This is a genomic window from Arthrobacter sp. R3-55 (assembly GCF_054161505.1).
Window position 1 is genome coordinate 2,726,221 of sequence record NZ_CP096423.1, and the last position, 26,211, is coordinate 2,752,431.

25 protein-coding genes are annotated in these 26,211 nt (G+C 57.5%); 16 read left to right on the top strand and 9 right to left on the bottom strand.

Going from position 1 to position 26,211, the window contains the following annotated elements; translation table 11 throughout:
* Positions 1-260 precede the first annotated feature (260 nt).
* From M1D51_RS12580 to M1D51_RS12595, 4 genes are all read left to right on the top strand, one after another.
* Positions 261-962, top strand: coding sequence for a hypothetical protein (locus M1D51_RS12580; protein ID WP_458106737.1), 702 nt, complete (start codon positions 261-263; stop codon positions 960-962).
* 66 nt (positions 963-1,028) lie between these two features.
* The gene (locus M1D51_RS12585) at positions 1,029-1,685 is read left to right on the top strand and encodes a hypothetical protein (protein ID WP_458106738.1); all 657 of its coding nucleotides are present in this window, start codon (positions 1,029-1,031) and stop codon (positions 1,683-1,685) included.
* Positions 1,686-1,708: 23 nt separating this feature from the next.
* The gene (locus tag M1D51_RS12590; protein WP_458109588.1) at positions 1,709-2,440 is read left to right on the top strand and encodes a GIY-YIG nuclease family protein; all 732 of its coding nucleotides are present in this window, start codon (positions 1,709-1,711) and stop codon (positions 2,438-2,440) included.
* Positions 2,441-3,100: 660 nt separating this feature from the next.
* Entirely contained in the window at positions 3,101-3,610 is a 510-nt protein-coding gene (locus tag M1D51_RS12595; RefSeq protein ID WP_458106739.1) for a hypothetical protein, read from the top strand.
* 33 nt (positions 3,611-3,643) lie between these two features.
* Here the strand turns inward: M1D51_RS12595 and M1D51_RS12600 are convergent, their stop codons facing one another.
* Positions 3,644-3,901, bottom strand: a complete 258-nt coding sequence (locus tag M1D51_RS12600) for an aldehyde dehydrogenase family protein (protein ID WP_458109589.1) — start codon at positions 3,899-3,901, stop codon at positions 3,644-3,646.
* A 386-nt stretch (positions 3,902-4,287) separates the two neighbouring features.
* Between M1D51_RS12600 and M1D51_RS12605 the strand changes: the two genes are divergently transcribed.
* The 4 genes from M1D51_RS12605 (at position 4,288) to M1D51_RS12620 (ending at position 7,535) form a co-directional block, all read left to right on the top strand.
* Positions 4,288-4,755: a hypothetical protein gene (locus M1D51_RS12605; protein WP_458106740.1), complete on the top strand. Its 468-nt coding sequence runs from the start codon at positions 4,288-4,290 to the stop codon at positions 4,753-4,755.
* 1,305 nt (positions 4,756-6,060) lie between these two features.
* Entirely contained in the window at positions 6,061-6,243 is a 183-nt protein-coding gene (locus tag M1D51_RS12610) for a hypothetical protein (protein WP_458106741.1), read from the top strand.
* Complete coding sequence (locus M1D51_RS12615; protein ID WP_458106742.1) at positions 6,240-6,362, top strand: hypothetical protein; 123 nt, start codon at positions 6,240-6,242, stop codon at positions 6,360-6,362. Before M1D51_RS12610 ends, M1D51_RS12615 begins: the two co-directional genes overlap by 4 nt.
* A 474-nt stretch (positions 6,363-6,836) precedes the next feature.
* A complete protein-coding gene (locus M1D51_RS12620; protein WP_458106743.1) occupies positions 6,837-7,535 on the top strand; it encodes a hypothetical protein in 699 nt (232 codons plus the stop codon).
* A gap of 450 nt (positions 7,536-7,985) precedes the next feature.
* Here the strand turns inward: M1D51_RS12620 and M1D51_RS12625 are convergent, their stop codons facing one another.
* Positions 7,986-8,159: a hypothetical protein gene (locus tag M1D51_RS12625; protein WP_458106744.1), complete on the bottom strand. Its 174-nt coding sequence runs from the start codon at positions 8,157-8,159 to the stop codon at positions 7,986-7,988.
* A 481-nt stretch (positions 8,160-8,640) separates the two neighbouring features.
* Positions 8,641-9,231, bottom strand: coding sequence for a hypothetical protein (locus tag M1D51_RS12630; RefSeq protein WP_458106745.1), 591 nt, complete (start codon positions 9,229-9,231; stop codon positions 8,641-8,643).
* A gap of 351 nt (positions 9,232-9,582) precedes the next feature.
* Between M1D51_RS12630 and M1D51_RS12635 the strand changes: the two genes are divergently transcribed.
* The gene (locus tag M1D51_RS12635; RefSeq protein ID WP_458106746.1) at positions 9,583-9,783 is read left to right on the top strand and encodes a hypothetical protein; all 201 of its coding nucleotides are present in this window, start codon (positions 9,583-9,585) and stop codon (positions 9,781-9,783) included.
* 90 nt (positions 9,784-9,873) lie between these two features.
* Here the strand turns inward: M1D51_RS12635 and M1D51_RS12640 are convergent, their stop codons facing one another.
* Positions 9,874-11,343 (bottom strand): hypothetical protein, encoded by a 1,470-nt coding sequence (locus M1D51_RS12640; RefSeq protein ID WP_458106747.1) that lies wholly within the window; start codon positions 11,341-11,343, stop codon positions 9,874-9,876.
* A gap of 659 nt (positions 11,344-12,002) precedes the next feature.
* Here M1D51_RS12640 and M1D51_RS12645 point away from each other — a divergent pair.
* A complete protein-coding gene (locus tag M1D51_RS12645) occupies positions 12,003-12,464 on the top strand; it encodes a hypothetical protein (RefSeq protein WP_458106748.1) in 462 nt (153 codons plus the stop codon).
* Positions 12,465-12,617: 153 nt separating this feature from the next.
* On the opposite strand, the gene M1D51_RS12650 is transcribed toward M1D51_RS12645, so the two are convergent.
* Positions 12,618-13,010: a hypothetical protein gene (locus M1D51_RS12650; RefSeq protein ID WP_458106749.1), complete on the bottom strand. Its 393-nt coding sequence runs from the start codon at positions 13,008-13,010 to the stop codon at positions 12,618-12,620.
* Positions 13,011-13,028: 18 nt separating this feature from the next.
* Positions 13,029-13,586 carry a hypothetical protein gene (locus M1D51_RS12655; protein WP_458106750.1) on the bottom strand — a complete coding sequence of 186 codons (558 nt, stop codon included), beginning with the start codon at positions 13,584-13,586 and terminating at the stop codon, positions 13,029-13,031.
* Between the two features lie 250 nt (positions 13,587-13,836).
* On the opposite strand from M1D51_RS12655, the gene M1D51_RS12660 reads away from it, so the two are divergent.
* From M1D51_RS12660 to M1D51_RS12680, 5 genes are all read left to right on the top strand, one after another.
* Complete coding sequence (locus M1D51_RS12660) at positions 13,837-15,060, top strand: hypothetical protein (protein ID WP_458106751.1); 1,224 nt, start codon at positions 13,837-13,839, stop codon at positions 15,058-15,060.
* A gap of 68 nt (positions 15,061-15,128) precedes the next feature.
* Positions 15,129-15,371, top strand: a complete 243-nt coding sequence (locus M1D51_RS12665) for a DUF416 family protein (protein WP_458106752.1) — start codon at positions 15,129-15,131, stop codon at positions 15,369-15,371.
* A gap of 697 nt (positions 15,372-16,068) precedes the next feature.
* Entirely contained in the window at positions 16,069-16,296 is a 228-nt protein-coding gene (locus tag M1D51_RS12670) for a transposase (RefSeq protein WP_458106753.1), read from the top strand.
* Positions 16,297-16,667: 371 nt separating this feature from the next.
* The gene (locus M1D51_RS12675; protein WP_458106754.1) at positions 16,668-17,891 is read left to right on the top strand and encodes an AAA family ATPase; all 1,224 of its coding nucleotides are present in this window, start codon (positions 16,668-16,670) and stop codon (positions 17,889-17,891) included.
* A 2-nt stretch (positions 17,892-17,893) separates the two neighbouring features.
* Entirely contained in the window at positions 17,894-18,586 is a 693-nt protein-coding gene (locus M1D51_RS12680; protein WP_458106755.1) for an RloB family protein, read from the top strand.
* A 1,415-nt stretch (positions 18,587-20,001) separates the two neighbouring features.
* On the opposite strand, the gene M1D51_RS12685 is transcribed toward M1D51_RS12680, so the two are convergent.
* The 3 genes from M1D51_RS12685 to M1D51_RS12695 all read right to left on the bottom strand — a co-directional run bounded on the left by M1D51_RS12685 (position 20,002) and on the right by M1D51_RS12695 (position 25,093).
* Positions 20,002-23,754, bottom strand: a complete 3,753-nt coding sequence (locus M1D51_RS12685) for an ATP-binding protein (protein WP_458106756.1) — start codon at positions 23,752-23,754, stop codon at positions 20,002-20,004.
* Between the two features lie 86 nt (positions 23,755-23,840).
* Positions 23,841-24,104 carry a hypothetical protein gene (locus tag M1D51_RS12690; protein WP_458106757.1) on the bottom strand — a complete coding sequence of 88 codons (264 nt, stop codon included), beginning with the start codon at positions 24,102-24,104 and terminating at the stop codon, positions 23,841-23,843.
* Between the two features lie 47 nt (positions 24,105-24,151).
* Entirely contained in the window at positions 24,152-25,093 is a 942-nt protein-coding gene (locus M1D51_RS12695) for a LysR family transcriptional regulator (protein WP_091551424.1), read from the bottom strand.
* A 120-nt stretch (positions 25,094-25,213) separates the two neighbouring features.
* On the opposite strand from M1D51_RS12695, the gene M1D51_RS12700 reads away from it, so the two are divergent.
* Positions 25,214-26,206: a DUF1852 domain-containing protein gene (locus M1D51_RS12700; protein ID WP_458106596.1), complete on the top strand. Its 993-nt coding sequence runs from the start codon at positions 25,214-25,216 to the stop codon at positions 26,204-26,206.
* The last annotated feature ends 5 nt before the right edge of the window (positions 26,207-26,211 follow it).

Here is a 26,211-nt window from a genome sequence, read left to right on the forward strand (position 1 = left end):
ATCAAGACCTATTCCCATACAAAGAAGCCGGACCAAGGACACCACATTGATACGCGTTTCTGTCGAAGTCCATGGACGCCAGCATTAGGGTTGGTGAACCAACAGAGTGGTTGCAGCACAGCGACCACATGCCGTTGATCCTGGACATCCACTAGTTGCCCGGGTGCCTACGTAAGTTCCTGTAAGTGCCGCGGCCCAGTGACTATTGAAAGGACACAGAAATAGAAGCTTCAGCCGCTTCGGGGTCAGTCATCACACGCTTGCTGCAGGAAATCTCTTGGGAATCCGCTTCCGCCTATCGGGAAGGTGGCCGCGGTCGGGAGAATGTTCTGAGCGCAGAAGTCCTCTTGGCCTTGGATTACCTGCCTCGGACTGCGTTTCTCGGTCAGATCTTCCGGGCGTCCCACGGCGCAGACAAAGCCCGGTACACGCTGGTCGATCACATCGAGAACGCCGAGATGCAGTTCCTGCCGGGCGACCTGACGTTGGCGCCTAACTCCGGAGCACTTAATCAGCTCTTCGTTCAACCCGACGCCGTACTGACTACTGAGAGTTCCTTCGTTCTCATCGAAGCAAAGCGCATCCGGCGAAGCGCCTTCCAGCCGCAACAGCTGACGAGGGAATATGTGGCCACCTTGGCACACGCCGGAGAACGCACGCCTTTGATCCTTCTCTTGGGTGCCGAACCTCCGCTGCAGATCAAAGGACGCGGCCGGCGTTCCATCGAAGACGCCATCCAGTTCGAGCTACGTGATGTCCTGCTTCAAAGCGGCATCTACGAATGCGATTACGAGCTAATCCTCGGCCGCATCCCGGATGTCTTCTGCTGGATAAGCTGGGATGAAGTTGCCACAGTCGTTTCCAGGCAAGCTGCCGCCTTCGCATCACTGGAATCATCCGTCCATGCTTCCGTGCAGAGACTGGCGGGTTCCATTACAACGGCGCTGGATTGGCACTCGTGACGGAAACGAACACGCGATGCAGCGCAGACCACGTTGGTTGTCAGTGCCTTATGGCAGGCTTTTGACATGACGCAGCCGACCGAGACCCCGAGCCCCCTTCTTGATTCCCAATCATGGAACGCGCTGTTACGCGCACATGTTGCCTACAAAGCCGCAGTCTCGCCGAACTACGACGACGTGCTCAACGAAGTCGCTGGCCGCATCAAAGACTCAGGCAGCATCGGCAAGTCCGATATCGGTGCCTTGGTTTTGTGGAAGCGCCTCAAGGCAGATACCCCTTGGGCGTCCAAGCTCATGGTGATGCCGGAACGCGACGTCCGGACGGCCACAGCGAGTGCCGTCATAGCCGTCAACAACACTGCGGTTATTACTCCGCAGGCGGCTTCTGATGGCCGCCGGGCTCTGGCGAGTCTGCCTGGTTTCAAAACCGGTGACGCTCTGGCTTCGGCGCTGCTGCTGGCCGCCGCCCCGCAGCGAATGGCCGTGTACGACAAGCGTGCACAGAAAGCCTTGAAAAAGCTGGGGCTGAAACTTACGGCCAAGCCCGGACGCTACCGACGCTACATGGAACTGATCGAAGGGCTCCGCGTTACGGCCAAACACCACAATCAAGATTGGACTGCACGGGACGTCGATGTGGCCCTCTATTGGCTCGGTGGGCCACAACAGGCGCAGCAGACGGACACAGCCGTCCCTGCCGAAGCAGTGGAAGCAACGATCTGATGCCAATCAACCGAGAGATTCGAATGCTTGAAGTCGAGCGCCTGGCCGCCACCGGAATAACCCAGGAGGCCATAGCCGCACAGGTCGGCGTGCATCGCAGCACAGTAGCCGATGACCTGTCCATCCTCCGTGGTCGAAAGTCCAAATTGGACCGGGCACGGGCCAGAGTCGCCCCTGAATCTGTCGTGAACCAAGCGCCGTTTCGCCCAACTCCCCCAGTCGCTCCATCGCCCCAGACACCATCGGACAGAACATGGTCAGAGCGACTCCCCTGCGACACTGCCTGGGCATCAACACGCAACGAGAAAGGCGTCTATAGGTGGTTTCTCGCCGGAGCACTGCCGGAGTCTTCCGATTGGCCCGACCACCTCACACCCATCGCCCAAGGTAGTCTCATTTATGTGGGCAAGGCCACCAACCTTCGAACACGGGCGAAGCACCACAAACTGCAGACATCGAGTTCCACGCTCCGAAGGACACTTTCTTCCCTGATGGGCTTCCCCGCGGTCTGGCACGGCAGTTCGGCCCACCCACGAATCCGCGAAGTCCATCACGCTCTCCTCACACGCTGGATGACCGGGAACCTGCTGATGAGCTACAGCCCACTTCGCGACGGCGAAGTCTTGAGCAGCGTCGAAGATGCTCTCAGACGTGAGTCCAAGGCTCCCCTGAATAAGGACGGGATGACAGCCGAGCAGCTCTATGCCTCACAGATTGGCATCAAATGGAAAGCTGCCGCCGGACCCCGGCCGTGATGGCGGGCACTCAAAGAAGCGATGTGCCATTCACCTTTACGTTGACTCATGGGATCCGTTTCCGGCAGGCCTGAGTTCTTGGGCGAAAACCAACACAGATCGTGGTCATTGGATTTCAAGACAGGGTGTTGTCCCAGCGATTCCGCCAGTTCCCAAACAGCTCATAGGCCAGACCCGATGAGGGGTCACTCCAAACCCTACCGCTTGTCGGCAGAACGGGAAGCCTATCGTCGTCGAGTGGGGAGTAGGAACTGACAATACCCGCACGCTAGCAGCGATTTATCAGGGCCTGTGGCCAGTCCCCCGACATCTGGCACGCATTGGTCCTGTTGGTGAAACCGGCAGTGCCCCGAAACCGCCAAATGCCCTGTCCAGATACATGGACAGGGATTTCTTTCTCCACGATGACACCTTGTCGCAACACAACGTCCAGGTCCAGAGCCTGCGAACGCACCACCCTATGATGGGCCAATGGGATACGGTCGCGAGTCGAGACGGGTTCGCGACGTGTCATTACCCCTTGAATATCGCTTTCAAGCACTGGCAACCTGCATCCAGCTGTCACAGCCTCTCGGATTCCAGGCAACGTGGTCCTACCTTGAAGCCAAAGTGGGCTGCAACTGGCGTGAGCCCAGGTTTCTGCTGCCTGCAATCGAACTGATGGAAACTGAACGGGTGCTGCACTTGGAAGTAGCTGCCGAATACGCGGCGCTACGCAAGACACAGAAGACTGCCGGCTACCGCTCTCCGCCAGGCAATGAAGTGACTCCCATCGAACCGCGTCGCTGGCACGGCGACGAACGGCTCGGCGTGCAGTACGTCTTGGACTCATGGCGACGCCTCCAGCGCGACCAGGGTCTCCTGAACGTCGGTGCTGGCCGAACTGTGCTGACGGCGATCGAAGGTGTCCTCGGAGGTGCGGGTCTTTCAGCTTGCACCATTGCCGAACTGCAGGCGATTCTGGATTGGTCCCGCTGGCAAATCCACGCCGTTGGCTGGCAGTCCGACGGTTCCTTGTACGGAACTGCATGGAACGTATACCGTCACCTGGGCCAGCTCTACTTGCTTGTTGAGGATGTTCCGGCGGTTGGAACGCCATGGAATTTCCGCGAAAGGGAGACGCTCGCGCGGTGGCCGCAAATAAGGGAGATTAATTCAAGAGATCATTGAGATCGGGACCTGGTCAAGACCACCAAAAGCTGCCTATACCGACCTTCCGCCTGCCCAGCGTTGAGGAAGGCCCGCACCGGAAGCCACATACAGGGCGTGGATGTCTTTGTGCGCATCGCCATCGATGATTGGCCCGACGGCGGTGGCGGGGCCAGTGCCACGGCCAAGGCCAAGGCCAAGGGTCAGTGAACCCATGGCCGCAGCAAACTTCGAGGTAAAGTCGCATGCGACCAGTTCGTGACCCAGGAAACGGTTAGCTGCGGTGCAGGCTTCGCCTACTCCCAGACTCAGATGGCGCCACGCTAGTCGAGACGTTCAGGGACGTTATTAACGTAGACATCAAACCCCTATACATAGTGTCCACTTGGATCAAAGACATGTCGGCTTCAATAAACGCCCTTATTGGCTCCATTGCGATTGTTGGTAGTTGGGTGATTGTTGCCTTCACACGAAGGGCTCGCGCGGGGGAGCATGCACCAATGAGCCGACGATCTGGTCAAACCCACTAGGCAGCAACTACATGCACTGGGAGTTCAGCGCGGTCACTCCCCCAGCTTGACGGAATCATATTTTTGGGCGTTCGATCCGGGACCTCGTCATCGGATAAGAGAACCGCGCAGCTACTGCAGCCTGCGTCGCCGGGTGGTCCAAGCGGCGCGACTGTTACGGTCAAGGCTATGGAACGATCAACTGTAGCGCTGCCGGAGGATTCTTATCTCTCACGAATAGGCGAGATTGCCTACGCCGCAAGCTATACGGAGTGGACAATCTTGGGTGATCTGAATCGGTTGTCCAAGGACCTGCCGGAGAACCTAAGACTGGATCTGCTCGAGCCTCTCATGACGGCCGGGATGGCCAAGGCCTTGAAAACTGCTGCCGCCTCAATGGCTGATGGGCCGATCAAGGAATACATCGTCGCCGTTTACCGCGGCCTTTTCGTTGTCGCTGAGATTCGCAACGATGTCTTGCATGCCCGCCCGGCAACACACCCGGCTGGCTTGCAGCGTCTACTACGTGCTGAAACGCAGAACCGCGCAACGACTGGCAAACGGTTTTGGATAGACGACGAATGGATCGACAACTGCATCAGGCGGATGAACGAGGTGACCACTGAGATCCATCGAGTTCGGCCACCACTCGCGTAGCCTGTCTCCCCTTGTCTTGGCTGACGAAAGTGGGCTTATCGGCGCTGAGCTTGTCGATGCCGTGCCCACAAGAGATCCGATTGTCCCGACACCGTCTGGACGAACGAACTTCCTCCCGTCAAGACTGACAGCACCCCGCGATTAGAAGCCACACAACATGTTGCGCAAACCCAGGTGCAGAAAATTTGCACGAAACGGATGGGTTCTGACTACCTCGCCCCTGAAGGGTGCCCACGACAGCGGTGGACAGCCGTCTTTCCGCGGCCCTAACCCTTCCCACCTGCATCCAAAACACAAAATTGGGCATAACCAGCTCCCCTAAGTCTCCGATCAGGGTAGAGGCCTGGTCCTGGAGGGCCTGGACTTTTCGTTGGCTATGTCGCCGTTGAGTTCGAAGTCATGTTGCCAAGAACCGAGAGACCCAATGAAGAGGTGAATACTCCGAAAACCAAGCCAGGGGGTCAAATGTCATCTGCTTTAAGTGTGGACACTGTCCACACCCTTTGGCAGGACAACCAAGGCGCCACCTCGACTACATGCTGCGCAGCAAGGTCGATTCGGAGGAAAAGTTCAGCAGGATTCCCGAAAGTCATGTCGACACTTCAACCACAGGCCATGAAGAGGTGAGCGGCTAACAGGGGCCGCCGGAACCACACACGAAAGGACGCCAAATGGCACCACATCCCAGTCAGCGGAACGTCCACCAGCCAGGACGCTGATCCCACTCCCCCCGCCCAAACTGAACAGGCCGTACCCGGCGGCCAGGCGCCATCCGGGACAACAAATCAGAGGCACTTGTCAAGCTTTGTACACACTTTAAAGCAAAAACCCCCTCTGACGAGGGGGTCTGCCGTGCCCGAGGTGGGACTCGAACGGGATTCCAGGCCATGGGAACACAGGGAAGTGACGGAAACATGCGGAATCCGGGCCCGTTGGGCAGCGGTACGGACGAGTCTGAGGTGGAAAGTGTGGACGTTGTACAAAACTCTTTTTTACTCGTACGGGTTGCCTTCCTGAGGCCGCTGGCAGGGGAACCCGAAGGTCCGCCGAGGCAGCCAAGCGGCACCCGTTGAAGGCCGCCAGAGCAGATGGGTTCGGCACAAGATACTGTCATCAGATGCCCTCCTTTCACACATTCATGGCGGTTCGATCACCAGGCGACATGACCTCACCGCTTGAAGAAAGTTACGATGCAGAATGTTTCAGCCATTCCCCTGTAAATGAACGTGGCGCAAGCCAGCATCGGGACAGGTCCGTTCACCACCGAAGTGGGAATCGGACCAACCCGTGGACCAAACTGGTTACATGCGAATCATTTCCTGGAACTGCTCAATGGCCTACGGCAGGAAGAGCCACCTGCTGGAGGCCCTCACCCCGGACGTCGTCGTACTCCAGGAAGTGTCCAAGGCGGACATCATCGGCGCAGGAACCCCTTTTGCCGCCTGGACAGGTTCCAACAAACACAAAGGCTGGGCGTGCTCGGCATGACACCGGCCAACTACACCATGATCGAACAAGCAAGCGCCACCCTCCCGTGGCATCTTCCGTTGAGTGTCAACGGACTAAATATCATCGCCTTGTGGGCCCACGAACTGACGCAGGTCTAGCGATACATACGGATAACGCATCAAATAGCCGACGCCCACTCGGAATATCTGGGATCAAGCCGAGGGCTCATACTCGGCGACTTCAACAGCAACACCGTCTGGGATAGAGAGCACCCCGACCGGAACCACTTAATGCTGGTCCACAAACTGGAGAAACTAGGCCTCGACAGCGTCTTTCATCGCCAGAAAGGTTGCCCACGAGGCGAAGAAAACACCAAAACCTATTTCCACAGGAAGAACCCCGACTACGGCCACCACGTTGATTATGCATTTCTGTCCATGACCGTGGACGCAAGCATTAGAGTTGGTGAACCAACAGAGTGGTTGCAGCACAGTGACCATATGCCGTTGATCCTGGAAATTCACTAACTGCTGGAATCTGCCTCGTCCGCCAGAGGGTCACGGCTCACTGAACAGGACAGCAGAACAGAAATAGAAACCACAGCCGCCTCCGGTTCAGTCATCACACGTTTATTGCAGGAGATCTCCTGGGAATCCGCCCCGGCCTATCGACAAGGTGGCCGCGGACGCGAGAACGTCCTGAGCGCGGAAGTCCTGATGGCCCTGGACTACCTCCCGCGCACGACCTTTTTAGGTTCAATCTTCCGAACAGCCCGCGGCGCCGAAAAGTCCAGGAACGCTTTCATTGATCACATCGAGAGCGCCGTCATGAATTTCCTGCCGGGCGATCTACCCTTGGTGCCGGAATCAGGTCCGCTCAAGAAACTGTACGTTCAACCGGATGCTGTCCTAACGACAAACAATTCTTTCGTCCTGATCGAGGCCAAACGGATCCGGCGAAGCGCCTTCCAACCGCAGCAACTGACAAGAGAATACGTGGCCGCCGTTGCACACTCCCAGGGCCGCTCACCCCTGATCCCGCTCCTTGGTGCTGAGCCACCCCTCCAGGTCAAGGGACGCGGCCGACTCTCACTTGAAGAAGCCATTCGAGTGGAGTTGCGCAATGTCCTGCACCAGAGCGGCAGCAACGACGATGACTTCGAGATCCTGCTCAACCGGATCATCGATGTGTTCTGCTGGATAACCTGGGACGAAGTGGACGACGTGGTTTCCAGACAGGCTGCAGCGTTCGCATCATTGGAATCATCCGTCAACGCTTCCGTGCAGCGGCTGGCCGGTTCCATTACGAACGCCTTGGCCTGGCACACGTAGCAAATACTGACGGATCCCGGAGCAGCTTGCCGACGGCCGGCATAGAAGGTCTTACGATCCTTCGTTTCTGGTCAACCAACGCCTCGGAGCCTCCTCGCATGATTCATCATGTGGATGGGGCTGGCTTTTCCCCTGTCCCTGTAGGGCACAAGTCGCAATACTGGGAGTGTTAAGGAAAAGTCAGAGCGAATGGCCGAACGGCTTCAAAACTGGTTGAGGGCGCTGGCGTCGGTGGGCGCGGCCATTAACAGCGGAGTTGCACTCGGTGACCTTTTGAATATGGTTTCGCGGACAGCATCCGACTTCTGGAATACGACTTTTGCTGAGTGACACTCCCCAATGAAGCTGGGACTGTTCTCTTGAACCGAGGCTCATACGGAGCGGGATTCTTCTACACGTTGCTGGGCACGATGCTGGTTATCGGACCGCTTTAGACGATCGCCACGGCGTTCAGGTGATGGCCTGGCTGGCCGAGCCAAGAAGGTCGTGAGGCCACTGTCGATCCAGGACCTCAGCCAACACCGGATCCGGACTTCCTACACAGTACGGCGTTTGCTCGGTATCCTTGACAGCCAATTCCGCCGGTGTCCCGAGCATGCCCCATGGCGCGATGGAGTTGGCCAAATAGCCCGCCAAGCGGACGTGAACTCGTCCCGCGTCGCGGGCAGCCGGACGATCCAATGAGCCAGTACCCCCGGCGCCAATCCCTCGACGACCTGCTGAATCTGTTGATCCTTCGTCACAGTTCGAATGTTATTCGAAGCAAAGCAAGGCACGAACTCCGTGCTCCCGTAACTCCCGCGCGCTATCCCCTACGAGTTGCTGGGCAAGAAACCAGAAGAGGCTCAGACATCGAGAAGAGCGGGATCCTCCCAGATGTCTTCGTAGCCCGGGGCAACCAGGAACCTTGTACTAGGCGGAAGCTGCATGAGGTGCTGATGACGTCACGATATTGCGGGCTCGTGCGCAAGCGAGGGAGGGGCAATGAACTGATCGCCGCCGGCAGAGCTGGTCTCGACGCGGGACCAGCTCAACGATGCCGACGATGATGTCGAGCAGTGTCCTCGAACGAACGCCACAGGTCAATTGTGATCAGTGTCAAAGTTCAAGCCAGGAGGCCGTAAGGACGGTCTATGTCCTTTGACGACCAACCCAAACCATAGACCCGATGGGGACCTGACGGGTCTTCCGGCAGACCACCGACGAGGTTCTCTTCCAGAAGTTCAAAGTTCCGCTCGGGCCCTTGTGCTGTGGGATCTTTGTAAGAGCTCCCCATCAGGGCATACGGATCCGCGTCTCTGTTCCTCTCAAGTGGCTTGCCCGCCGAGACACCAGCCCATCGCGAAGCAAGCTCGATCACTGGATGCCCAACTGCGCTGAGACCGATTGCGGCTCGCAACTCAAAGACCTCCACCGGCGGCTCCTCTTCGTCCGTTGCATAGAGGGAGTCCATCAAGAGGTAATTGCTCCGCTGCCATCTAATCTCCCAGTCCGAGAACGTCCGTAACCATTGGGCCAGCGTGAGTTGCCTCAATGAAGGCAGGTCCTCCACCTCTTCATACAAGCCCAGAAGCTCGCGCAACCCTGCCTCGACGGCAGCCGTGGAGACCCGGAATGTTCCTCGGTCTGTAGTCAAGTCCAGCTCGGCCCATGCCGCCTCAGCGACATTGAAGACATCCTGATAATTGTTGGGCAAGGTAAGGAACCTGCTGTACTCAACCAAGACATGAGCCAGGAGGACATCTTCACCTACAGATGGCGATTCGGGTTCTAGGGACGAAGCGAGATCTTCTACCCGTTCACGGGCCCGTACTGTACCGGCCATTCCCGGCGCGGCCTCGGCCCGGAGCCCTTCCAATGCCGGGTTCGTTAGGACCTGTGCTCTTACCTTGTGGTGGCTGTCGATGAGTGCATGGGCAAACGCGTTGCAGGCACGCACGTCACCGTAGATGTTGTATCGGAAGAGTGCCAACCCGAGCGGGACGCAAATTCCTCCGCCTGCCTCGTGTAACCGGACAAGGCAAAAAAAGAGAACACCACCACTACCATGTCCCGTTCCAAGAGCAGCTTGCACAAGCGGTGCCCCTACGGGCACGTTGAGATGTTTGACCTGGGCAACGCCACCATCTGCAACCACGTCGAGTCCCCGGTCATTGCCTCGGCCCGTAACTCTGGCATCCTGCATGCCGAGGTCCGCGCGCATGAACCAGGCTGCCAGTTGCTCGGCATCGCGCCAGTCGGCAAGTAAGATCTCACTGTCGTGGCGAGAGGAGCGGAATTTGGTCCTGGCCATACCCTAGCTGGAATATCGTGGAGCGCTGCCGGACGTTTTCTCACCTCAAGTCGAACTTGGTCTCGGCGTATTCATGACCAACGCATTGAGGGCCAAGCTCGGATGGTTGCCCACCAAGGATGAGTCGGTTGTCAATGCGGTGGTAGCTTCAACGACAAAGCCCTCATCCAGTTGCCTTCCGTCGTTACGGGGCCATCCCGAAATAGAAATCTGCGCGCCTCTGTATGTAGCAAATAGAGTCCACTCATCAAAGACACTTCCGCTGAAGTCGAGAAGGAGCGGATCTCCATCAACCTCGAACGAGGCCTCAGCGGAATCGTAAAACAACTCATCCCATTCGAAGTCTGACATGTCTGGAACGGCGGTCAGGCTCTGGATTATCACCAGGGGGCCGTCTTCTTCCAAGACTTCGTCCCCGGTCTCTATGACAGACGTGAAGCGCACCTCCCCCATCGAGAGACTCTTGACCGCCCCGTTTTCCACCTCGAATGTAATCTCCAGGTTCACCGCGGAGTCCTCATAAGTCCGCTGCGCGCCAGGTTCCTCGTGCGCTTCCCCATAAATGTCGTAGGTGATTTCGGGACCCAGCACGTCGGTGACCACCACCGCACGACACATGACCACGTCTGAAGGTTTGTCCAACATGGCGTCGTAAAACCCGACAAGAACCTTCGTTCCTATACCGGCGAAATCAAGATCCGTCTCGACCAAGTTGTTTCTGGATTTGAACGATGTGAGATCCACTTGCCCAAGGTTTTGCCGAAGGAAATCTAAGCAGCTTGAGATGAGGTGATCCGGTGCGGGCATCATGCGGAAAATCTCTACGTTCAACGAGTCGATACCTTTGAAGACCCTGACTGCATCGACGTTCCAGGCTTTGTGGGCTTTCCTGGAATCACTATCGCCACTCAAAATCACATATGAATCAGTCTTGCCTCTGGCCTGGTTCAGGAAAGTGCGAAAAATCGCACTGTCGGAGGCGCCGGTCTTGACAGACTTTCCAGCTGGTGTCCTGACGATACGGCCGTCCCTGGAGATCCGTTCACCGGGTGCACGCAAGAGAATTTGATCCATCAGCGCTTCAGCGGCGACCGATTCAATGGACAGAATCTTGACGTGTTCGCCCAGGCTTTCGAGTCCGTTGCGCACAAACGAAAGGGCGTCATCGATCTCCACTTGTTGAGGCTCGACCTGGATCCCGGCAGCGGCCAACCTTGTCCGGACGTCATTTAGTTCAACGCGGTCCGACCGCAAATGCTCTGCCCATTCCCACATAACGGGTTCAGGGATCCAGAGTTCCAGTCCATGTTGCTTTGCTTGATGTGTAAGACGCTGCAATTGGACGATGTTAAAGGATCCGCTGCCTATGGCGTTGGTGTCGACGCCAATGGCACGAACTTTCGCCACCCAGTCGGGCTGTGCTCGCGGTCCATCTTTAGGTTTCTCTCTGGTCACACTGACCATCTTCGGCGCCCGCATTGGGTCCGGCAAAATGCCGCTTCCGCTCGACGTCATGATTCTGAAGGCCAGCCGAACCGGGAGTTAGCGCAACTGGCTCCGGTGACTTCTGAAGTGCCCGGGCAAGTGACGCCGCAGGAGTGTTTGCCATGGAGTGGCGCAACAAAAGCATCTTGGGCCCTGGGCATGTACTTTGGCATTCATGACGTTGGCACCATACGATGAGCGAGTCGTCTACGAAACCGTCGCATGGGTCAGCGACGCTCTACAAGCGATGCCTAACCGGGAACAACAATTTTTCTTGAAGGAATTTCCCACGGGATCATGTGACATCGCGTCGTTTGTCATTGGGCACGTGCTCACGGACCTCCGCGTAGGTACATGGCGGGTTGTCACCTACGAAACAACCGTCGGTCGCACGACCCGTCACACATGGCTTGAGCTCGCGACGTCTCCCGAGGACGCCCCCTTCACCATTGATGCGACCATCCACCAGTTTCGCGACCTGACTGCTTCTCCCTTCGTGGGTTACGGGCACACTCCTGCGCAACAACGCTTCAGTCGCCTGGTCTCGTCAGAGAGCTTTTCGGCCCTCTCCGAAGGACGATGGGGCAAGCCTATGTTCACAGTCCCGCTGGATTATGTTCGGTCCCTTCGCTAGGACTCTGGTCCTCATATGCGGGATTTACTTGAAGTCATGTTTCCAACAGCTCACCATGGAGTTCATGCTGGATGTTGTGAAAGCAGTCATCTCCCTGAACAAACGACGATGGCCTGAGATGTTGGGATACGTGCAGAGGGCCCATCGAATTCTCAAAGAAACGGCTTCCAAACCCACCGATCACGGCGACCTGCGGGCGGATGCCATGACGTGCTTCATCCTGTCCCTGCATTTGGCTGACTCGATCTACAAGGATGATTCGAACGGCGTCACGAAAGAACAGATTATTAAGGCGATGAGCGGCTCGCACATCATGTTACTGGCCAACAATCTCGCGAACACCTCAAAACACTTCGGGCGCGACCCCGGCAAAGGTTACGATGTGCGAATTGGAGCAGTTACCGTCCTCGAAGCCACCGCCGGTCGCTCAACGTCAAGCAGCATCGAGTTTGAGCGTAACGGTAAACCGCAAACCAAGGATGTATTAGTCCTGGCCGACGAGTGCCTGGACTGGTAGAAGAAATACCTGAAAAAGCACAGACTCGAAACCAGCGAACACAAGGAACCGTAGTAGGGACGGATGCGGGCATAGCAACGTGACGTATCATCGGTTCGTCACTTAGCCTGATCCTTGGGATCGTCTACGCGTTCATGACACTGCTTTACCTCGTCACAGGAAGATGAGGCCAGGACAGGTTCGCGTAATTGATACTTGGGGCTCGCCTACGGGCGTTGACTTGCCCAACTCAGTCGCCGGAGTCGCTGTTTCCAGAACATGGAACTCAGGGCTGACATGGATGGAAAGGCTGCCGTCCTCTTCGGACAGCTGGGTCAGTTGCTCATACCCTGTCCCGTTCCACCAGTAGACATGCGGGCTCACCGGGCCCGGGGCATCGCTGTACCCCATCGCCGTGAAGCTCACCGTGCCATCGAGTGCGCCCAGAACACCGTCATCTATGATGACGTGCCACACGAGTTGATGCCTGTTGGGGATGCTCATCAACCAACCGAGGTCATGGCGCAGTTGCTTGCCGGTGGGCTCCGTGGCGATGCCAGGCAGCAACAGCGCTTTGCTGGCTGGCTACACAGACTCCCCCAACAGCGCATTGAACGCATCTTCACCCTGGGCAGGAACGGTCTCGACTTGCTCGTGCTCCAAGGTGCCGAGATTCGCCAGCCCGTGTGTCCGGAGCGCTTCCCATCCGCCAAAGGTATCTGCGTGCTTGCGCGCATACACAGCCACCGTGTCCGGCAGATCGAGCGCCAACATCTCCACAACACCAAGAGCGAACTGCCTGTGCGGATGCGCATCCAGATCCGGCAGGCCTGTCTCCTGGTAGAGGAGCGCGTACGTTCGGCTGGACGCTTGCTCCGCTGTGAGTTCCTCGAAAGGATCAGTACCATCGAAGCTCGCCAGCACGCGTCCAAGATGCTGGCGGATGATCTCCCGCCACTGGGATTCCGGTGGGCTGTGGCAGTTTGCGGCGACGTTCCAGAAACCGTATCCGCGGCCGTCAGCGTCAAGTGCGTGATCAGCATTGATCTGCACTTCATAGCCCAGCTCGGCGAAGACTTCGCGCACCGTGGTCCGGAACCTCTGTGCCTCGGACACAGTGAAGAACGTCAGCTCCTCGTCCACTGGTTCCTGCTCACGCTATTTTTTCCTGAAGAAGCCCACAAAGTGTCACCTTCGTAGTTATAGGCGATGAAGGAAATACTCTGGTGATTCTTCCTGAGTCCCGTGACATCCGCTCACGACGCGCCCAATTCAGCTTTATCAGCTGCTCTGGTACCTGGACCTCGGTCTTGAAACCGCGAGCAACTGTTTCCAACAGATACGCTATCGATACGCCGGAGGTCACCCCTCCCTTGAAAACCCAGGAGCCGCATTGGAAGACAACGTCGAGCTGGTTGCCACAGAAGACTCTCTTGCGGTCATCGGTAGCAAGGACGCAGTCAAGCGTTTCATCGATGCCACTGGACTGTCGACACTGGCCAAAGACTTGGAGCTACCCCGCCTGCAGGAACTCCTTTCGTCAGGAGCCGTCATGGCGGAGTCAGCTGCCCAGATCGCAACCAACTCCGGCATGTATTTGAAACTGACAGCTAAGTCAGCAGACAAGGTGAAGAAACTGGGCTTGATGCCTACTAAGACCCCGGGTGTCAGCTACGCAATGCTGGGACAACCAGGTGAGATCAGTGGATGGGTTGAGGTAGCCACAGGGGCTGGAGCGCTTGTGACGAACCCCGCGGTCCTATCCGGAATCTCGGGAATCATGGCCCAGCTTTCTACCCAACAGGGTATGGCTGAGATCTCTGCCAAGCTAGCAACCATACAAGAGAGCATCGACGAAACACTCCGAAAAGTCGACGACACACAAACTTCCCAGCTCGTCGGCATCGGGCAAACCATCGACCGCGCCATGACGATTCGTGGAACTGCGGAGCAGGTCCCACAAACATTGTGGTCCACCGTCGACCAGGCCCATCATTACATCGGGGCGGCGCAGAGCTATGCGCTGAAACAGATCGCCACAGCTACCGTACGATTCGAATGCTCCAGTGTGGGTTCCTTGGCCCGTGCAGCCAAGTTGGCAGAGTCAGAAGTTCCAACGTGGCTCGGAGTTCTGGCGCGCTGCTTCCAGCTGCAGGATGCAGTGGATATTCTCGAACTCGACCGAGTCCTGACCGAAAGACCTGAGATAGCCAGCGAGTACGCGCGGGGCATGAAGGAAGTCAGGGTAGGCCGTGGGGAAGAAATCTCCGCGAAGACTGCGACAGTGATCCAACACCTTGATGCGGCCGCCGCAAAGGCGAACGCCAGGATGGTTTGGAGCCGAAGCAAGTCCCTGGAACTCATTGAGTCGGCCAATCAGCTTGGTGCCGAGATTCAAGATTTCCACGGGCTCCTCACCATAGACTTTGAACCTCGGTCCTGGGACGTGCGCGAGCTTAGCCCCGTCATGAACCTGGGCTCCCAAACGCTACAGAAATCGAAGGACTTCGCCCCGCTGGCGGGCGCAATGGTTACCGCCGCAGCCCTTGCAGCAACTGTGGCACGGGCTGTCGGCAGTGAGGACGTAAGCGAAGAAGATGCTGACGAAGAAATCTGAGGCCCCCAAACCGCAAGCTCGCGAATCATTGTCGCGCCAGAAAACCCTGAACAAGGGATACTCACCCCTTGAGAGTCGATAAGCTCCGTAGCTTCGAGCACGAAGCGATACGTGAAAGGCTTGAACGGCTCCAGCCCAACCAACGGGCCGTCTTTGCTGCAGCCTGCGCACAGCATCTGTGGCCCCTTTACGAGCGGTACTCCGAAAGATCCGGAACAGACCCAGAGCCGACGGCAGCGATCCTCGACGAGATCTGGCGTGCACTGGAAGTGCCCGGGGTTGCTGATCAGCACGGCCCAGGAACGAGCTGAATCACTACTACCGTTGCAAAAACGATGAGGGCTGGATACGCGAGTCCGGTTATGCCCAGTACGCAGCCGCGGCTGTTTTCTATGCAGTAGTAACTGCCAGCAGGGGGTCGCCTGAGACAGCTGTTTGGGCGGCCACACAGGTATATGAAGCAGCCGACAACGGTGCGCAGCAGCTTCTTGAACCAGTCGACCTGAACACCCCCGGCGTTGAGTTTTGATATTGCCTCTACCCAACAGGTCCAGTCGGCGCTTGAGGGCATTGCCGAGGCTCTGAAGGCCGTGGTACAACAGCCGTCCTCGCCGATAATGAAGAGCCTCTGGTAGGGATCGGCGTGGGCGGCCACCTTGCCGTAGATGGCAGCAACGAACTCCTACCATGATGTCGACAAATAAAGGCAAGAGGTTGTTCGCGATCTCGTGGAACTCCGTTGTGATGTGAAGGATGCGCTTGATCGCCTGTCACGGTTTGAGTGGACATCTGCACAAGCCCTGGTCACCGTTGTGATAGCTGATGTTGACAGGGCGCTGAACCGACATGAGGCCGGCGAAATAGGCGATGGGGATTTTGAACGTTGGGCTTAAACTCTCCAAGGACGCGAGGATTTGGATTTCCATTCAGCTCATCGCAGCACGGTGGCCCAAGCAATATGCGGTCGTATGGTTTTCTGAGACAGGTTGATGGGAGATCGACTACAGAATGACTGGTCCCAGAAGGAAATATGATGCCTCGTTTCGTGAGGAAGCGGTGCAACTGGTGTTGCCCTCGGATCCTTCGGTGATGCAGGTCGCTGACGAGCTCGGAGTGAACGAGAGTACGTTGGGGAACTGGACGGTTGCCAATGCGAAGGGCGCGATGATTGCAGGTCCCCTATTGCCCATAATTTCTCCTTCCTTGCGGCGGGCTGTGGCGTGTATGGCTTGTTGACATACTCGTAGCAGGCGGGGGCGGGTGCGCGACCAGAACTGGCTGGTATTCGTCCCTTCTCACGGGCTCACTTTCGCTAGTGGGCGTGGAGGCGTCGGGTCACGGAACGCCCTGGAGGCCGGGAGGGGAGCGAGAGTCTTCCACAACGACTAGAATCGAACCAAACGTCAGTTTTCGCGGATTCTCCGCGTAGGATCGACTTTCATGAGCATAACGGGTTAGGCTCATGCCAATAAGCACCCAGACGAAGGGCTGTCATGCTTCTCAAATTCCAAGTAGCGAACTTCAGGTCACTCAGAGACCCGACAGAGTTGAGTCTCTACCGCACAGGTAGACGCCCTAAGGGCGCTGCCGGTGACGAGTGGAGTCCAGTGTCCTCCATCATGGCAGTTTTTGGATCCAATGCCTCAGGTAAGTCAACCCTCTATGAGGCCCTGCGAAACGTCCAGACGGCAGTTCGTGACTCCTACACGAGATGGGAGCCAAATAGCGGTGTTCCCGTGATGCCCTTCCTATTGGATCCCGACTACATCACTGAGCCAACCGAATTCTCGATAGAATTCAAAGCGCGCGACGGTCTTGATTACATTTACGGCTTCTCCTGTGATCAATCGCGCATCCTGACCGAGCATCTTTATGTCTATCGGAGCACACATAGGACTGTGCTCTTTGAGCGTGGCCTTGGCGCCGACATCAACGACATCCGCTTTGGCCCGTCCTTCAAGGGTAAAAAAGCCGAACTCAAGGAAGCAGTCCAATCACGCCCCAGTGCCTTGACCCTCAGCGTAGGTTCACAAATCGGCGCCTCAGAGCAGTTCGTGCCAGCCTCCCATTGGCTAACCAGGCTACTCTTCTGCTACGACAGCCAGCACTGGGACGCTGAGCACCTCACCGTCATCAGGCGGTTGTTGGATGACCCGGATTACAAAGACACTCTGATGACGATTCTTTCAAAAGCCGACTTGGGTATTGATGGTATCGAGGTGAAAGAGACAGAAATACCAATGCCTAACAGTTTGAGAGACCTTATTCGCGTCGAATATGGGCACACTGCGAAAGGGGCCTGGCGTACTGAACGGAAGTCGCCAGATAGCATCGCGCCCGTTAAACGAGAACTGATACTCTCCCATAGGTCGCGAATGGGCTCAACATCATTTCCTATGACATACGAGAGCCAAGGAACCAAGAGTTTCCTCGCCCTAGCATCACAGTGCCTTGCGGCCCTTGAATCAGGCGGAACAGTCATCGTGGACGAGATCGACTCGAGCCTCCACAGTGTTCTGACAGCTGAGCTGGTTGAGATCTTTAAGAGCAACACTACAAACCCGAACCGTGCGCAACTAATATTTACGACGCATGATGTTTCGCTACTCAGTAAAGGGACTGCAGAGCGCCCGCTGTTGGAACGGGATCAGGTCTATTTTGTTGAAAAGGATCGCACGAGTGCCTCATCCCTGATTGCTTTGAGCGAGTATGCGCCTCGAAAAGATGAAAACATTGAAAGAGGCTACCTCCTAGGCCGTTATGGCGGCATCCCGAACCCTCACTTCTTGGAATCGGCCCTCGTCGCCCAGAACCCCAACAAGGTTTCGTAGGAATGCCCCAGAAGCCGCAGCAGCGAAAATTCGGTGGCCCCAGAAGCCAAACCCGCAAGGTCGGAGGTCGAGCACGCCGCGAACGGCATTTGCTGGTCTCGGGTGGCATCACCACCGAAAAAGAGTATTTTGACTATGTAAAGGAATCGCTGTCCGCTTCCGGCACAACTCTGGAATTCATTCCAGATGGTAGGAACTCGGCCCGCCTACTGGACGTTGCCATCGAACTGAAGGATGCCGACCGGCGCGAAGCCAAACGCCTGAATGACCGTGAAAACATGTACAAGCGAGTGTGGGTTGTCATAGATGTGGATTACGAGGCTGCCGAAATTCAAAGGCTGCTTCCGCGAGCACAAAGGGCTGGTGTTGAGTTCGTTATCAGTAATCCGTGCTTCGAGGTTTTCATCGTGCTCCACGATCATGCCTATTCCAAATACTGTGATCCTACTGAGATCCAAGCGGTTGCAAAGAAGAAGGACATGGTAACGGGAACTAACGATAAGAGCATCGTACTTGACAAAATTCGCGCCAATTTTGAGCGGGCTGAGACATTTTCGCAGCAACTAAGACGGCAACACGAACGCGACGGCAAGTCCTTCCCTGAAAACAATCCATCCACAGATGTGGACCTTCTCGTGCGCGCCCTTCTCAATTCTGCTCAAAAGAGCATCCCCGGCTTTACGCATACGCTGTAAGCACTAGGAGGAACAGGAAAGCCCGTCAGTCATTACGGCTGGCGGGTTTTATTGTTGGTGCTGCCCCAGGACCAGATTTGCCAACCCAAAAGATACCGCGCAACGAATTTCCGGACGGCGCCATAAGGCGATCCGGTCGACCAAGGCGAATCAATGATGCAGAAGACTGCACTATTTGGGTAGCCGTCGGCTTTCTTCACCTCGCGGGGCCATCGAGGATGGCACAAGACGCCTCAGAACGCCTTAACGCATTGGTCTCGATGTCGGTTGTCATGATGCACTTCCAGCTTGGCGCCGCGTCAGGAATTTGAAATTGTCGTTCGTGAAGACAATCCACGTGCAGAGGGCTCGACTCGAAAGATTCGCCCGATTCCCAGTTCACATTCGCCACCAAGGTCTCAATCCCTAGCTTCCTGTCCCGCATGAACGCCACCAGGCATAAATATCGGGGGCGATGCCGACCAAGAGGCGAGGCTATCGACCCAGACCGAACTGTCCTGACACGAGGTAATAGCCCTTCTTGATGAGTCAAACACCGTGAGGGTAAGCGCAAAACAACACAGGGACAAGATCGTGACAAACCGGGAGATCATTGGAGTTAGTGTTCCCTGCCGAATAGCCCCCTCCCTCCGCAGAATCTGGCTTTCCTGATCCAATGAGCCGTTGCGTTTCTCCAATAAACGCACCCTAGCCGCCTCCACGACCACAGGACCACAGGACCAGCCCGAACTCTATACGCCCGGCAATGGACAACCGGTGCTTCAAGATCATGGCCCAAGCCCGCATTTCATTCCCGCTATGGGACATACCTTAGTGGGCCACGCAGTCAAGCGCATTGGCACCCGCGCCGCCAACGGGAAGCGGGGCGGTCATACAAGCTTCACAATCGCGCCGGGCATGGAATCGAAGCGGATGGGCACTTCTCACGAACAGCGTGACGGGTGGGCCATCCAGCACTCAACCCCTGCAGTGCCGCTGTTTGCCTGACCAGGTCGTACCAGCGGGCAGAGTACCCGTGCGCGGGTGTGTCTGCTATCCGGCTGCCGTGGCTACCTTTTCGGGAGCACCTCCTGCGCTGCCGTAGTTCCTGTTGCTCGTGGTGGGTAGATGCCATCAGTTTTCGCGGCTGAACAACCGCAGGCACCGTTCCGGCCCGACCCAATTGACCGGTCACTCAACACCGATATCGGCGCATATGTCGTAGTGGACGCACCCTGCTATTCAACGACTGCCCCGGCCCTTTGTTGCTCGGGATCTTAGGTAGTTGTCCATAGTTCGCTCAGCGGAACCGTTTGCCGGGGCAGGAAAATGAATTCCTCACGGTACTGCAGAGATCTCCAGATTGCGGGGTCACCAAAGCCGGGCGCCGCTCCTTGGACGCAAAAAGCGATCCACGGAGGCTGTCGACTGTTGTCTTAGTAGTCGCGGATGCCTTGGACTGCCGCCCGTCGGGCTCTGGCTAGAGCTTCTTTTAGCAAGGGCTCGTACGTCTCAACGCCGCGTCGTCCAAGGCGGGCGATGTCTTCGTCGTCGGAGAGGGTGAGGTTTCGAAGAGTGTCGAGATTGGCTGCGTATCTTTCGTGGTCCTCTCCGGAGAAGGATCCGACTTCAAGTGTATTGAGGAGCTCGTTGGAGTCGGGGTTGAGGGACCGGAGCATGGTTGCGAGTGTGTCGAGTGGAAAGCGGTGTCCGAATTGGAATTGGAGTGCGCCAAGGAGGTCACGGACGGAAATGTTGAAAGAAGGTTCACTGACCGCTGTGGTGATCCAGTCGATGTCCTTGCCTGCGATGAGCCAGAAGAGTTCGGGCGCGTCTTCACTGTTTGTGACCTGCTGCCAGAGCTTCTTCCGGTCGTCTGGGGCGAGTAACTGGACAGGCTCTTTCCATTCGTCAAGGTCTCTGTAGCTGCTCGACGTCGTCGTGGCGTTCTTGACGAAGACTTCAGTGAAGACCTCTGGTGATGCTTTCACAAGGGCGTTGAGCGCTTCGGTGTGCATATGGTTGTGGCGGCTGTTCCCGTAAATGTTGTAGGACTTCATGGCGTTCAGCCAGTCCGGGTCCTCCGGCCTGGGGTCTTTGTCGTAGACCCATTCGGCGGCCCAGAGGGCTGCCGCGGTACCGCGGACTTCATCACTCGGGTGTGTGAACAGCGCGTGCCTGGTTGAGTCCGGGGCGTGTTTCAGTGCGTAAGCTGACGCGAGTTCCTGGATGTCATCTGGTTCTAGTTGATCAACGACGCGTTGAATTATGAACGAGTTCGTCGATTGGCCGATGACAGCGCTAATAAGGCAGTTTCGGCCACCTGGGTCCGCAAGTAATCGATCGACGATCGCGGCGGTGAGTTGGTCCCTGCTGGCGCATAAGCCGATGAGTGCTGAAGATGATCCTGCGAGGCCGTGATCGATCGCCGCGGCGAGCCACTTTGCCGGTTCTTGGGCCGGCTGATATGCCAGATGCGAGAATACTTGCCAAATCCCCGGGCCCGTTTGGCTGACGATTGCGAGTTCGCTCCTGTGGGTCACTAACCACTGCATGAGTACTTCGGGTGGCTGTTGCTTGAATGAAGCAAGAGCTTTGTCGAGTGCGGCCTCTTTGCGGCGCCTCATATCGTCGAATGAGGTCAAGCGTTCGCGTTCGTATGTAATGGCCGCAAACAGCTCATCTGGTTCTTCGAGCCGGAACTTGAGAGTTCTTGCCGCTTTGTTGAAACGAGCTCGCACGCCGGGGGTGATTATGACTGGCGCAAGAACCTTCGCGATGCTCTTCGCGATACGTTTGCCGACGCGCACTTGGGCGTCGTTTGCTTTGCCGCCGAACGGGAGAGCCCATCCATTCGCGATCCGCACCCATTTGTCGAGCAGGTCGACCAGCGAAAGTTGAACGGCAGGCGTTAGCCCGGGGATGCGAGTTGTGAGTCCCGGATGGATGGCGTCGTACAGCGTTTCCATGTGAGGGGCGGCCCATGTGAACGATTGCAGGATGAATTGGTTCAGGACCTCAGGGCTCATGTGATTACCGTCGAAGGTCGGGGCGAGGATCTCACATGTGAAGGCTGCCCAGACGGTGTCGCTGAGGTCTGAGTCTGGCACGCTCTGGAGTGCTTCGATAAGTTTCAAGAGACCGGCTAGCTGGGGTTGGTCGCCGCTGCGCGCGTCGCGGACTTCTTCGACGAGATGTTTGACCGCCGGCTTAATGTCGCGTCCTGCGTCTGTAAGGACTGAGAGTGATTTGACGAAGGGAATTAGGACGCCAGGGATACTGCGTTCTACCGCATCTGCAACGCGTGCGGCCAAGAGTTTGGCTTCGCTGTCGGCAGTCGTAGGATTCCCGGCATTGAGCGCTGCAGTGACCCGGCTTAGGTGGATGTCAATGACGGCTCGCGCTTGCTCCGGGCCGATTTGGCCAAAGCTTCGCAGGAATTCGGCGTCCTTTTTGGCGTTGGGCAGCAGCGCGGTTAGTTCACCGGTGGTCGGCACTCTTGAGTGCGTTGCCCCAAGGAGCTTTGTGTAAATCTGGGTCTGCATGATGTCAGTAGCGAGTTCAGGGAACGTGTCGTTGATTTCGCGCAGTCGGACGGGTGAAGGGGTGCCGGAGAAGTAGACCTCTGATGCCAGTGCGGCGGCGATGATGTGCGGTTGGACGCGGTAGGTCTGGTCGTGCTCGGTCTGTCGGGTTTCATAGTTGTAGTGCTTGTGGTCTTGGACATCAATGAGGCCAGCGATCGCGACGGATCGGATGAGTTGGATGAGTTCGGGTTGCCGGATCTGTAGGAGATCGGCCATGCGGCGCAATTGGTCGTCGTTGACCTGGCCGAGGAGTGCCAGCGTGCCAAGAACGTCGATTGCGTCTCCTGATGCGTTGGACATGCGCAGGAAGGAGAAAATCTGGTCTCGCAGAGCGTTGCCGGTCCACACTGACTTCCAGTCACTTTTGTGGATGAGGAGGTCGGCAAGGTTCAGCGCCCAGGCTGGACGGCCGGCGGCCTGTGAGAGGAGGTGCACGATCACTGAAAGCCGGGTGATGCCGCGTTCGCGGAGTATGAGTCCGAGCTCTTCGCGGGTTAGGAGTTCGACCTCGAGCTGAGCCGAGTTCGGGAGGTGGTCCGCGATCCGGTCTTTTTCGTGCGGCCAGCACGTCGCGACGATGCGGTAGTTGAGCTTCTCAGCGTTACGTAATTGTATGAGCAGGTCGACGTCTTGGAGTCGCGCGCCGGAGTCGTCGACAACCACTAGCACCGGTTCAGCCTCGATGAGGTCATCGAGAAGTCGTTCGGGTGTGGGTCGCCTCTCGAGGAACAAGGCGCCGGCAAGTTTGCTGGCAACATGGCTCTTTCCGACGCCTGGAACACCAAACAGGGTCACATCGGCGTGGGATTCGTTCACCTCAGCTATGAGGGCGTCACGTCCGATGGTCGAAAGATGGTGTTCGTCGGGGCGTGCTCCGGGTGGTTGGCGCGAGAAACTAAACGGTCCGCCTTCGATGTTGAGAACCTTGCGTCGCCAGTCGGGCTTCTCGCGAAACTGGTTCGCGAACCATGCTCGGTCGTAGACCTGGACGAGTTCGCAATCGAACTCCCTTGCGACGTCCCTGAGCTTCTCGCGTTTTGCCCTGTTTGCTTCGGCGAGGTTGACCGCGATGACACGCTGGACGGGGACGTGGTTCTTCCGCATCGACTGCAGGCTGTCCCGCAGGCTCCGCTTCGCGCCGTCCCAACTCCGCGAGGACGTGATGATGAGACCGGTGATCCGTGAATCCTCGGTAATTTCTGCGTCAAGGCCGAAGTCGGAGCCGCCGGTAATGGGTACGAGCGAACGGTGGACGGGACTAAGCAGGGAGGTCGCGCAGTCTTCGAAATCGTGCGGGTTGATGCGCGCACGAGTATCGGAAAGGCGTCGGTCAATACGGTCGAGTAAATTCACCTCAACCACCTCGGCACGAACCGACTTTCCAACTTTTTGACGGGTCCCATGCAGCGAGTCTATGTCGCGCGACGACGACGCCACATCCACGTCGTATCGTTCAACAACGTGCACTCCCTGCAGATGACAGAGCAGTGCATGCAGAGCAGGGATGACCGCTAAGTGTGACAGTCTCAGTGCATCACAACCAGGCAATGGCCTGTGCGGCCTCCAGAATTCAATACCCCAAGACGGCGTTTTTACGAACATGAGTCATGATGCTTTGGCTCGAGCGCCAAATGAAGAGGTCAGCACCAGATGCCCCAACGCCATAATTGCCGCCAGTCATACGGACTTCACGTGTAGGCGGTGCCACCCCCCAAAACAGGACGTGCCTGCGGGCGGCCCAGACATCCTACGCTCAGGTCGTAATCGGAGCTGGCAAGGGACCTGGAAACTCTGGCGAAGAGTTGTGTCAACCTCACGACCACGGGCGTGATGTCTCCGGGCTGGATCGCCACCACCTGGAACAGGCCGGTTTCCTCGTCGGCGTCCACCCGGGTCACGGCAACGACGACGGCGGGCCGGCACGACACCGGCAACCCGCTCGGGTGCAACAACTACGTCCAATCACCGAAGGGGTAATGACCCGCCGGCTCACCTGCGGTCAGTCGAGTAGCGCTACGCCGAACTCAGCGACGACGGCCCGCAGTTCCCTGAGGTAGTGCTGCGCTTGGTCGGTGAGCGGGATCGCGGCGTGGCCGATCCAGCCGATCTCGATGCGTTCGTCGACGTCGAGCGGGATGGCGACGATTTCCGGATCGAGCTCCCCGCTGATGATGCCCGTGGAGATCGTGTAGCCATGGAGCCCGATCATGAGGTTGAAGATCGTGGCACGGTCAGAGACCCGGATCTCCTGCTTACTGGACATGGTGGAGAGAATCTCCTCGGCGAAGTAAAAGGAGTTGTTCGCACCTTGATCGAAGGTCAGCCGCGGCATCCCGGCGAGATCATCGAGGGTCGCACGCTCTTTTGAAGCGAGCGGGTTGTTCCGTGCAACGAAAATGTGCGGATCGGCGAGGAAAAGCGGAGTGAACGCCAGCCCGGATTCCCGGAGCAGCTTGTCGATGACCTTCCGGTTGAAATCGTTCCGGTAGAGGATGCCTATCTCGCTGCGGAGCGTCCGGACATCCTCGATGATGTCCCAGGTGCGGGACTCACGGAGTGAGAACTCGTATTCGGCTACATCAGTGGCTTTGACCATCCGGACGAAGGCGTCCACCGCGAACGAGTAGTGCTGCGTTGACACCCCGAGCAGACGGCGCCGCGGTGGCCTGCCAAGGTAGCGCTGTTCAAGGAGAGCAAACTGCTCCACGACCTGCCTCGCGTAGCCAAGGAACTCTACCCCGTCAGCGGTGAGGGTGGCGCCGCGGGCGGAGCGAACCAGGAGCGCACGGCCAACCCGGGCCTCAAGGTCCTTCATCGATGCGGACATCGTCGGCTGCGCTACGTAGAGAAGATCGGCAGCCGCGGAGATCGAGCCCTCCGCTGCAACTTCTATGAAGTAGCGGAGCTGTTGCAGGGTCAGTCCGCTCGAAATCTGGGCCATAGGAAAATTCTATATCAATGCATAGCAACCACTAGTTACCTGATACCCCTCCTAAAGCTGCACCATGGATACATCACCTTCGGAAAGGCCGTCTCCGGCCCATCAACGGAATGGCAGCACATGGCAGACGACTTCACCTTCAGTATCACCACGACCCCCTTCGACGAGGACTACTCCCCGTCGGAAGGCTCGCGGATCACCACGAATTTCGCCAACCTGGCACGGGGCGAGCACCGCCAGGAGAACCTGCGCAACGCCTTGACCATGATCCGGCGCCGCTTCAACGATCTCGCCTGCTGGGACAACCCGGACCGGGACCGTTACAGGCTCGAGCTTGAGATCGTTTCCGTGCAGATAGAGTTCACTGCCGAAGGCACCGATCAGAAGTTCCCCCTGTTCGAGGTTCTCGATATCCAGATCGTGGACCAGCTGAACGGGGTCCGCCACCAAGGGATCGTGGGGAACAACTTCTCCTCCTACGTCCGTGACTTCGACTTCAGCGTCGTACTGCCGGCGGCAGCAGCGGAGGCAGGCAAGCCCACCGTTCCCGAGAACTTCGGCGATCTGCACGGCAAACTGTTCCAGCAATTCCTCGATTCGACGGCATGCCAGGAACGTTTCCCGCAGCCGCCAGTGGTGTGCATCAGCGTCTCCACGACCAAGACGTACCGGCGAACGGAAAACCATCACCCCGTCCTGGGCGTCGAGTACCAGCAGGACGAGTTCTCACTGACGGACGCGTACTTCGCAAAGATGGGGCTGCAGGTCCGCTACTTCATGCCACGCGGCAGCGTTGCGCCGCTGGCCTTCTATTTCCGCGGCGACCTGCTCAACGACTACTCCAACCTGCAGCTCATCGGCACGATCAGCACCATGGAGACGTTCCAGAAGATCTACCGCCCGGAGGTCTACAACGCGAACTCCGCCGCCGCCGTCGTCTACCAACCGAGCCTGGGAGAGCAGGATTACTCGCGGACCCAGATCGATTACGACCGCGTCGAGCGCAGTCAGCTGGCGGTCACTCAGGCGAAGTACACCGAGGAACACTTCATCACGCCCCACAAGGATCTATTGGACCAGTGGACCGCCAAATACCCCGCTCTCGTCAACTGACCCAC